A 10182-nucleotide genomic window follows, 5' to 3' on the forward strand; every position below is an offset into this window, starting at 1 on the left:
GTAACGCGTGAGTTTGGCGCGTTCGATGTGCACGGTGACGTCGGTCACCGCGTCGAGGAACTCGCGGTCATGGCTGATGACCAGCATGGTGCCCTGGTAGCGCTTGAGCCAAGCTTCCAGCCAGACCAGCGCGTCCAAATCCAGGTGATTGGTCGGTTCGTCCAGCAGCAGCAGGTCCGACGGGCACATCAGCGCGCGCGCCAGCTGCAGGCGCATGCGCCAGCCGCCTGAAAAGCTGTTGACCGGGTTGTCGAGCTCGCTGAGCTTGAAGCCCAGACCCAAAATCAGCGCCTGCGCCCGGGCCTGTGCATCGTGCGCGCCCGAGTCGTACAGGTTCATGTAGGCGTGGGCCATGCGGTCGCCGTCGCCGCTGGCTTCGGACGCATCGACCTCGGCCTGCGCGGCCAGCAGCACCACGTCGCCTTCAATCACGTAGCTGGTGGCGCTTTGTTCGGTCTCGGGCATGTCCTGGGCGACTTGCGCCATTTTCCACTGCGCGGGAATGTAGTATTCGCCGCCGTCTTCGTGCAGCGTGCCGTTGAGCATGGCAAACAGCGAGGACTTGCCCGCGCCATTGCGCCCGACCAGGCCGACTTTTTCGCCGGGGTTGAGCGTGACAGATGCGCTGTCGAGAATCACTTTGGCGCCGCGACGCAGCACCACATTTTTAAGGGTAATCATTTAAACAAACAGACTCAAGAAAATTAGGGGGCGGGGTGTTCCACGCCCATGAGTGGGATATTCCGGTCGCTCACCAAACGCGCCAATCAATCGGTTAATCAATAGATCAAAGCAATTGTTCGCGCGTGATAAGCATGACCTGGTCACTCCCGGCACTGGTTTCAAACCAGAGCGCTTCGAGGTGCGGAAAGGCGCGTTCGAAATTCTCGCGCTCATTGCCGATTTCCAGCACCAACACGCTATTTTCGCTCATATGGCGCGCCGCTGTGGAAAAAAGGTTTCGGATGAAGTCCATGCCGTCTTCGCCGCCGGCCAGCGCCAGCCCGGGCTCGGCCCGAAATTCCGCCGGTAAAGCCGCCATGGTGGCCGCGTTCACATAGGGCGGATTGCACAGGATCAGGTCGTAAGGGCCGGTGCAGGCGGCCAGGCAGTCGGACTGGATCAGCGTGATGCGCTGCTGCAACTGGTGTCGGTCGACGTTGATGCGGGCCACCGCCAGCGCGTCAGCACTGATGTCAGCGGCATCGACCCGTACCTCGGGGTAGGTCATGGCCGCCAGCACGGCCAGGCTGCCGTTGCCGGTACACAAATCCAGGACTTGCTGCGTGTCTTCGCTGAGCCAGGGGTCGATGCTGCCGTCAGCCAGCAGCTCGGCAATGAAGGAGCGTGGAATGATGACGCGCTCATCGACATAAAAGGGCACGCCTTGCAGCCAGGCCTCCTGGGTCAGGTAGGCGGCGGGTCGCCGGTTCGTGATGCGCTCGTCAAAAAGCATCGCTACCTGGGCCATATCGGCAGGGGCTACCGGCATTTCCTCTACTGAATCGAGTTCATCCAACGGCAAACCCAGCCGCCACATGACCAGCCAAGCCGCCTCATCGAAGGCCGTCAGCGTGCCCTGGCCGAAACCGTCGGCCTGCGTCAATCCTGCAGCCTCCAGTCGGGCGGCCATCTGCTCAATCAGCGCCAGCACTGTCAGCGCGCTCATGGCGCGGCCAGACGTTGCAAAACGCCTTTGTAGATATTTTTCAGCGGGTCGAGCGATGCCACCGCAACGCATTCGTTGATCTTGTGAATGGACGCGTTCAGGGGACCAAACTCGATGACTTCGGCGCAGGCTTTGGCGATAAAACGGCCGTCGCTGGTGCCGCCACTGGTCGACAACTCGGTGGTCAGTCCGGTCTCATCCCGGATCGCACCGCGCACTGCATCGACCAGCGTGCCCGGCGTGGTCAGGAAGGGCAGGCCGCCCAAGGTCCATTTCAGGTCGTATTCGAGCTGGTGCCGGCTCAGTACGGCCTGCAGGCGCTGCTGCAGGCTTTCCGGCGTGGACTCTGTGGAGAACCGGAAATTGAAGTCAACGACCAGTTCGCCCGGAATGATATTGGAGGCGCCGGTACCGCCATGCACGTTGGAGACCTGCCAGCTGGTCGCGGGGAAAAATTCATTACCCCGGTCCCACTCGGTTGCGACCAGTTCGGCCAAGGCCGGGGCAAACAGGTGAATCGGGTTTTTGGCCAGGTGCGGGTAGGCGATGTGGCCCTGCACGCCCTTGATGGTGAGCTTGCCGCTCATGGTGCCACGCCGGCCGTTCTTGATCATGTCGCCGAGCTGGACCACCGAGGTGGGTTCACCCACGATGCAGTAATCGAGTACCTCGCCTCGGGCCTTGAGTTGCTCACAGACCACCACCGTCCCGTCAAGCGCCGGTCCTTCTTCGTCGCTGGTGATCAGGAAAGCGATCGACAGCGCAGGCTGCGGATGGGAAGCGAGGAACTCCTCGACAGCGACCACCATGGCGGCGATGGACGCTTTCATGTCGGCAGCGCCGCGTCCGTACAGCTGGCCGTCACGATGGCTGGGCGTGAACGGGTGGCTGTGCCATTGCTCCAGCGGGCCTGTGGGCACCACGTCGGTATGGCCGGCAAACACCAGTGTTTTAGGGGGGGCTGAATGCGCTATTGATTCAGTAGCTTCTAGTGCGCGTCCTGATTGGGCTAGAGGGCTAAAACCCTCAAATTTTGCCCACAAATTGGTAACGCGAAAGTGCTCAGGTCCGCTGAGTATGGTTTCGCACTTGAAGCCCACAGCGGCCAGCCGGGCGACCAGAATGGCTTGGCAGCCTGCATCGTCGGGAGTCACGGAAGGACGGGAAATCAGCTGTTCAGCCAGACGGAGAGTTCGGGACATAGTGGTTCGGTGAGGGCTGGGCCGGTCTAAAAATAAAAAGCGTGAACGTCATGTTGCGCAGCACCGGCCAGCGCGGCGGCAAGCGGCCGCAGCGCCGGGCCGCCCCAAGCAAGGCCAGCCCCCTCGGGGGGCAGCGCATTACAGGCAGTGAAAAGCGTGGGGGCCAGTGGCCGCAGCGTCGGGCCGCCCCAAGCAAGGCCAGCCCCCTCGGGGGGCAGCGCATTACACGCAGTGAACAGCGTGGGGGCCATTTCCATCATCCGTGCTTCACATCCAGCGTAATTTCCGTGAATGACGGTTCGTCATCCGGGTCTATTTCGGGGGCCTGCATTTTGGCTTTGGCCGACGTAAAGTCGTTTTCAAGCCGCCACATCAGGTTGGTTGGCGAGTCAGCATGCTGAAGGCCTTCCTTGCGCGTGACGGTGCCTTGCACAATCAGCTTGGCGATGTCCTGCTCGAAACTTTGCGATCCTTCGGCCATGGATTTTTCCATGGCTTCCTTCACGCCCGAGAAGTCGCCTTTTTCAATCAGTTCGGCCACCAGCTTGGTGTTGAGCATGACCTCCACCGCCGGAGTGCGGTTGCCGCCCTGCGTGCGCAGCAAGCGCTGCGAAACGATGCATTTGAGGGCCGCGGCCAGGTCGCCCAGCATGGTGTTGCGCACTTCCACCGGATAGAAACTCAGGATGCGGTTGAGCGCCTGGTAGCTGTTGTTGGCGTGCATGGTGGCCAGGCACAAATGACCTGTCTGGGCATAGGCGATGGCGGCCGACATGGTTTCGCGGTCGCGGATCTCGCCTATGAGAATCACGTCGGGTGCCTGGCGCAGTGCGTTTTTCAGCGCAACTTGCAGCGACTGCGTGTCGCTGCCCACTTCGCGCTGGTTGACCACCGATTTCTTGTTGGTGAATAAAAACTCGACCGGGTCTTCAATCGTGAGGATATGGCCCTGCGTGGTTTCGTTGCGGCGGTCCAGCATGGAGGCCAGCGTCGTGCTTTTGCCCGCGCCGGTCGAGCCCACCATCAGCAGCAGGCCACGCTTTTCCATGATCAGCTCGGCCAGGATGGGCGGCAGGCTCAGGCTGTCTAGCGGCGGAATCTCGTTCGGAATGAAGCGAATCACGGCCGCATAGGTGCCGCGCTGACGAAAGCCGCTGATGCGAAAGTTGCCCAGGCCCTCCAGGGCCAGGGCCATGTTCAGCTCGCCCAATTCTTCCAGTTCTTCGATCCGCGCAGGCGGCAGCACTTCGGCCAGCAGCTTGAGTGGGGCGTCGGCGGGCAGAATCTGGGCGTTGATGGGAATGGACTGGCCGTTGATCTTGATGAGGGCAGGCGAGTGAGCCGACAGGTAGACATCTGACGCTTTTTTGTCGGCCATCAAACGCAGAATTCTTTCCATCGTGCTCATTTTTCAGCTTTCCTAAATTGAGATTCAGTCGCGCAGCAAATCGTTGAGGCTGGTCGTGGCACGCGTTTTAGCATCCACCCGCTTGACGATCACCGCGCAGTACAGGCTGTACTTGCCGCCGGCTTTTGGCAAATTACCCGACACCACGACCGAACCTGCGGGAATGCGGCCGTAGCTCACGGTGTCGGCTTCACGGTCGTAAATCGGCGTGCTCTGGCCGATGTACACGCCCATGGAAATGACCGAGTTTTCTTCGACGATCACGCCTTCGACAATTTCGGATCGCGCGCCGATAAAACAGTTGTCTTCAATGATGGTCGGGTTGGCTTGCATAGGCTCCAGCACGCCACCAATGCCCACACCGCCCGACAGGTGCACGTTCTTGCCGATCTGGGCGCATGAGCCCACGGCGGCCCAGGTGTCGACCATCGTGCCTTCGTCCACATAGGCGCCGATGTTGACGTAGCTGGGCATCAGGATCGCGCCCTTGGCGATGTAACTGCCGCGGCGCGCCACGGCGGGCGGCACCACGCGTACGCCGGTGGCGCGCATTTCCTGCTCGCTCAGGTGGGCAAATTTGGTGGGGACCTTGTCAAAAAAGCCCAGGTCGCCGGCACGCATGAGTTCGTTGTCTTTCAGGCGAAAGCTCAGCAGCACGGCCTTTTTGACCCACTGGTGCGTCGTCCACTGGCCCACGCCGTCCCGGGTGGCGACACGCAATTTGCCGTTGTTGAGTTGCTCAATGGTGTGCTCGACTGCGTCCAGCACCTCTTGGGGTGCGGCAGTGGGCGACAGGTTGGCACGATTTTCCCAGGCCGCGTCGATGATGGATTGCAGGTTGTCTTGCGTCATGTGATGAGTTTTCAGTGAACTTTGGATTGAATGAAGTGAACGATGCGCTGGGCTGCTTCCACGCATTCGGCGGTTTCGGCCACCAGCGCCATGCGGATTCTGCCTGCGCCCGGGTTAAAGCCCCGGGCATCGCGGGCCAGATAACTGCCGGGTAACACCACGACATTGTAAAGAGCGAGCAACTCGCGCGAGAATGCCGTGTCTGATCCCTGAAAGACGTCAGGAATGGCGGCCCACAAGTAAAAGCCCGCATCGGGCAGGGCCACGTCCATTACTTCGGCCAGTAAAGGCGTCACCTTGGCAAACTTTTCGCGGTACAGCGCGCGGTTGTCCACCACATGCTGCTCGTCGTTCCAGGCGGCAATGCTGGCCGCCTGCACGACCGGGCTCATGGCGCTGCCATGGTAGGTGCGGTAGAGCAAAAAAGGCTTGATCAGCGCGGCATCCCCTGCCACAAAACCGCTGCGCAGGCCGGGCACGTTGCTGCGCTTGGACAGGCTGGTCAGAGAAATCAGGTTCTTGAAGTCATGCCGGCCCAGCTGGTCGGCGGCCTGCAGCCCGCCCAACGGCGGCTCCTCACGGAAGTAAATCTCGCTGTAGCACTCGTCAGAGGCAATCACAAAGCCGTACTGGTCGCTGAGCTTGAACAGCAGTTCCCATTCGGCCAGCGACATCACCGCGCCCGTCGGATTGCCGGGCGAGCAGACAAACACCAGCTGGGTTTTCGCCCACACGGCCTCGGGTACGGCGGCCCAGTCCACCCCAAAGTTGCGCGCCGGGTCGCTGGGCGCAAACCAGGCTTGCGCGCCGGCCAGCAGGGCCGCGCCTTCGTAGATTTGATAGAAAGGATTGGGGCAGACCACGGTGGCACCCGGCTGGCTCGCGTCCAGCACCGTTTGCGCCAGCGAAAAAAGCGCTTCGCGTGATCCGTTGACTGGGAGGATTTGCGTGGCCGGGTCCAGGGTGAGGCCATAGCGGCGTTCCAGCCAATGGCCCATGGCCTGGCGTAGCCGGGGCTCGCCCGCTGTGGCGGGATAGCTCGCCAGGCCGGCCAGGCTGTCGGTCAGCGCATCCTTGACCAGTTGTGGCGTGGCGTGACGCGGCTCGCCAATGCCCAGGCTGATCGGGCTGTAGGCCGGGTTGGGCGTAATGTCGGCGTGCAATTGGCGCAGCCGCTCGAACGGATAGGGCTGAAGGCGGGAAAGCAGGGGATTCATACGCGGATTATCCAGCCTTGGCGTCATGTCCCGCGCCGGGGTTCGGGGTGGCCTGCGGCCGCAGAGTCTCAAAATGCTATTAAATATATAGCTAAGATGGTCCGTATTTATTGGGCTTGATGCCAATTTGACTAAAATTTTAGGCTGGAGCTTACGCATTTCCGAGCTACCGCACAATGCCAGCCGTCCCAAGGCGTTGCGCAGCGCGGCGCTCGGGTAACATTGCGGGCTGCGCACTGCTATTTGCCGTGCGTGTCGTGTCAGCGACTCGTTAAAGCAGTATAAAAATCAACGGGTTAGCTCAAGGCGTAAGTCAGGCTCAAGAAAACAGGGACAGCTGTGCGTCTCAATTCGATCAAGTTAGCGGGGTTCAAATCGTTCGCGGAACCCACCAATTTCATACTTCCCGGGCAACTGGTCGGCGTGGTGGGTCCCAACGGTTGCGGCAAGTCCAACATCATGGATGCGGTGCGCTGGGTGCTGGGTGAGAGCAAGGCGTCCGAGCTGCGCGGCGAGTCCATGCAGGACGTGATTTTCAGTGGCACGACCAGCCGCAAGGCGGCCAGCCGCGCCAGCGTGGAACTGGTGTTTGAAAATGCCGATCACCGCGCTGGCGGCCAGTGGGGCCAGTTCCTGGAGATCGCGGTCAAGCGCGTGCTGACGCGCGACGGCACGTCGAGCTACTACATCAACAACCAGCTGGTGCGGCGCCGCGACGTGCAGGACGTGTTTCTGGGCACGGGCCTCGGGCCGCGCGCCTACGCCATCATCGGCCAGGGCACGATCAGCCGCATCATCGAGTCCAAGCCCGAAGAATTGCGCCTGTTCCTCGAAGAAGCGGCCGGTGTTTCCAAGTACAAGGAACGCCGCCGGGAAACTGCCAACCGGCTGTCGGACACGCGCGAAAACCTGACCCGCGTGGAAGACATCCTGCGCGAACTCAATGCCAACCTGGAGCGCCTTGAAAAGCAGGCCGAGGTGGCCCTGCGCTACAACGCGCTGCAGGCCAGCGGCACGCTCAAGCAGCACCAGCTGTGGTTGTTAAAGCGCACCGAAAGCGAAGCTGACCAGGCCCGGGTCAAGGCGGACGCTGAAAAATCGGTGAACGACCTCGAAAGCCGTATTGCCGACCTGCGCCACATTGAAGCCGACCTGGAAACCATACGGCAGGCGCACTATGCGGCGGGTGACCAGGTGAACCAGGCCCAGGGCAAGCTCTACGAGGCCAGCGCCGAAGTGGGGCGGCTCGAAGCTGAAATCCGCTTCGTGGTCGATGGCCGCCTGCGCGTCGAGCAGCGCCTGGTCCAGCTCAAGGAACAGACCGCCCAGTGGGCCACGCGCCAGGACGATGCGGCGGCCGAGACCGAAAGCCTGGCCGAACAAGCTTTTGAGGCCGAAGAAAAGGCCGAGTTGCTGGCGGCGCAAAACGAAGAACAGCAAGGCCAGTCGCCCTCGCTTGAAGAAGCGCTGCGTCAGGCCCAGGCCAAAGCCAACGAGCAGCGCGCCAGCGTCACGCAGGTGCAGCAGCAGATTCAGGTACTGGCCGCCGACCAGCGAAATATCGAGGAGCAGTCGCGCACGCTTACCCTGAAGCGCGAACGACTGACGGCCGACCGCAACGCGCTGAACGCCCCCGACGAAGCGCGTCTGGCCAACCTCAGCACGCAGTTTGCCAGCGCACAAGAGGCGCAGTCGGTGGCCGAGGCCCGTCTGCACGAACTGACAGACAGCGTGCCGCGGCTCGACGAAGAACGGCGCAGCCTGCAGCAAACCGTCAACACCGAGTCGGCCACGCGCGCGGGCTTGTCTGCCCGCGCGGAGGCGCTCAAGGCCCTGCAGGAGAAGGTCAAAACCGACGGCAAACTCAAACCCTGGCTGGAAAAGCAGGGCCTGGGTGGCCTGCAAGGCCTGTGGAGCCGCCTCCACATTGAGCAAGGCTGGGAGAACGCCCTCGAAGCGGCGCTGCGTGAGCGGCTGGGTGCGCTCGAAGTCAGCCGCCTGGAGCTGGTGCGCGGCTTTGCGGGCGCCGATGGCCAGGGTGCGCCGCCGGCCAAGCTGTCGTTTTACACGGCGCCCAACGCAGGGGCGCCCGAGCCCTCCAATCCCTTGCTCCATCTCAAGCCCTTGGCCGATCTGCTTCGGCTCAACGATGCCGGCCTGTCCGCCTTGCTGGGCGACTGGCTGCAGGGCTGCTACACCGCGCCAAGCCTGGACGCCGCCCTGTCCGCACGTGGCAAGCTGCAGGCCGGTGAAGTGATTTACGTCATGAGCGGCCACGCCGTGATGGCGCACAGCGTGAGCTTTTATGCGCCCGATTCCGAACAGGCCGGTTTGCTGGCCCGTGCCCAGGAAATTGAAAATCTGGACAAGCAGCTCAGGGCCCAGGCCCTGATCAGCGACGAAGCCCGGTCTGCGCTGGTGCGCGCAGAAGCCGCCTACCAGGACGCCGCCCAGCGCCTGGCCACGGCCCGCCGCGAAGCCGCTGAAAACCAGAGCCGCGCCCACGAACTGCAGGTCGAAGTGCTGCGCTTGAGCCAGCTGGCCGAGCAAGCCCGCGCCCGCAGCGCGCAGATTCAGGCCGACATGGCCGAAATCGAGGCGCAACTGGACGAGTTGCAGGAGCGCAAAGTGACGGCCGAGGCCCGCTTTGAAGAGCTTGACATGCAGCTGGCCGACACCCAGGAACGCCATGCGCAGCTCGACGACCGGGTGATCAGTGCCGAGCGCCGTCTGGGTGAGTCGCGTGAGCAGCAGCGCACGCTGGAGCGCCAGGCGCAAGAAGCGCAGTTTGCGCTACGCAGCCTGGCCTCGCGCCGCGAGGAGCTGGCACGCTCGCTGGCCATCGCGGCCCAGCAGGCGGCGACAGTCGCGCAGGAAGAAGCGCGCGCGCACGAAGAGCTCTCTCGACTGAACGATGCCGCAGCACAGGGCGGACTGCAAAGTGCGCTGGCCGCCAAACTCGAGCGCGAAGCCGACCTGGGGGCCCAGCGCAGCCAGTACGACGACCTGACCCACAAGCTGCGCGCCAGCGACGAACGCCGACAACAGCTGGAGCGTGAACTCGAGCCGCTGCGCCAGCGCATCACCGAATTCCAGCTGAAAGAGCAAGCCGCGCGTCTGGGCGTGGAACAATACGCCCAGTTGCTGACCAACGCTGAGGCGGATCTGGCCGCTGTGGCGCAGTCCATTGAAGCCGGCAACGTGCGCGTGACCGGCCTGCAAAGCGAGATTGACCGGATCAACCGCGAAATCCAGTCGCTGGGCGCTGTCAACCTGGCCGCGCTGGACGAATTGAGCACGGCGCGCGAGCGCAAGCAGTTCCTCGATGCCCAGTCGGCCGACTTGAACGAAGCCATGGCGACGCTTGAAGACGCGATCAAGAAGATCGACATGGAAACGCGCGATTTGCTGTCCAGTACCTTTGACGCGGTCAACGGGCATTTTGGCCGCATGTTTCCCGAACTTTTTGGCGGCGGCAACGCCCGACTCATGATGACCGGCGACGAAATTCTGGACGCGGGTGTGCAGGTGATGGCGCAGCCGCCCGGCAAGAAAAACCAGACGATTCACCTGCTGTCGGGCGGCGAAAAGGCGCTGACGGCGATTGCGCTGGTGTTTGCGATCTTCCAGCTCAACCCGGCCCCGTTTTGTTTGCTCGACGAGGTGGACGCGCCGCTGGACGATGCCAACACCGAGCGCTATGCCAAACTGGTGTCCAGCATGAGTAAAGAGACCCAGTTTTTATTTATTAGCCACAACAAGATCGCCATGGAAATGGCCGAGCAGCTGATCGGCGTGACCATGCAGGAGCAGGGCGTCTCGCGCGTCGTGGCA

General features: G+C 62.4%; 7 protein-coding genes. 1 reads left to right on the top strand and 6 read right to left on the bottom strand.

Annotated features, from left to right (window positions below; all coding sequences use genetic code 11):
* From Q8K05_RS02240 to dapC, 6 genes are all read right to left on the bottom strand, one after another.
* On the bottom strand, nt 1-681 hold a 681-nt coding region (locus Q8K05_RS02240; RefSeq protein ID WP_305244915.1), incomplete at its 3' end, for an ATP-binding cassette domain-containing protein.
* Between the two features lie 106 nt (nt 682-787).
* On the bottom strand, nt 788-1669 hold the full coding sequence (gene prmB / locus Q8K05_RS02245) for a 50S ribosomal protein L3 N(5)-glutamine methyltransferase (protein ID WP_305244916.1): 882 nt from the start codon (nt 1667-1669) through the stop codon (nt 788-790).
* The gene (gene dapE, locus Q8K05_RS02250; RefSeq protein WP_305244917.1) at nt 1666-2871 is read right to left on the bottom strand and encodes a succinyl-diaminopimelate desuccinylase; all 1206 of its coding nucleotides are present in this window, start codon (nt 2869-2871) and stop codon (nt 1666-1668) included. Before dapE ends, prmB begins: the two co-directional genes overlap by 4 nt.
* 256 nt (nt 2872-3127) lie before the next feature.
* Nucleotides 3128-4279 carry a PilT/PilU family type 4a pilus ATPase gene (locus Q8K05_RS02255; protein WP_305244918.1) on the bottom strand — a complete coding sequence of 384 codons (1152 nt, stop codon included), beginning with the start codon at nt 4277-4279 and terminating at the stop codon, nt 3128-3130.
* Nucleotides 4280-4303: 24 nt separating this feature from the next.
* Nucleotides 4304-5131: a 2,3,4,5-tetrahydropyridine-2,6-dicarboxylate N-succinyltransferase gene (gene dapD, locus Q8K05_RS02260; RefSeq protein WP_305244919.1), complete on the bottom strand. Its 828-nt coding sequence runs from the start codon at nt 5129-5131 to the stop codon at nt 4304-4306.
* 11 nt (nt 5132-5142) lie between these two features.
* Nucleotides 5143-6348 (bottom strand): succinyldiaminopimelate transaminase, encoded by a 1206-nt coding sequence (gene dapC, locus Q8K05_RS02265; protein ID WP_305244920.1) that lies wholly within the window; start codon nt 6346-6348, stop codon nt 5143-5145.
* A gap of 339 nt (nt 6349-6687) precedes the next feature.
* Between dapC and smc the strand changes: the two genes are divergently transcribed.
* Nucleotides 6688-10182, top strand: a 3495-nt coding sequence (smc, locus tag Q8K05_RS02270; protein ID WP_305244921.1) for a chromosome segregation protein SMC, incomplete at its 3' end; no start/stop codon positions are given.

Source organism: Polaromonas sp. (genome assembly GCF_030682935.1).
In the GTDB taxonomy this organism is placed as follows: domain Bacteria; phylum Pseudomonadota; class Gammaproteobacteria; order Burkholderiales; family Burkholderiaceae_C; genus Polaromonas.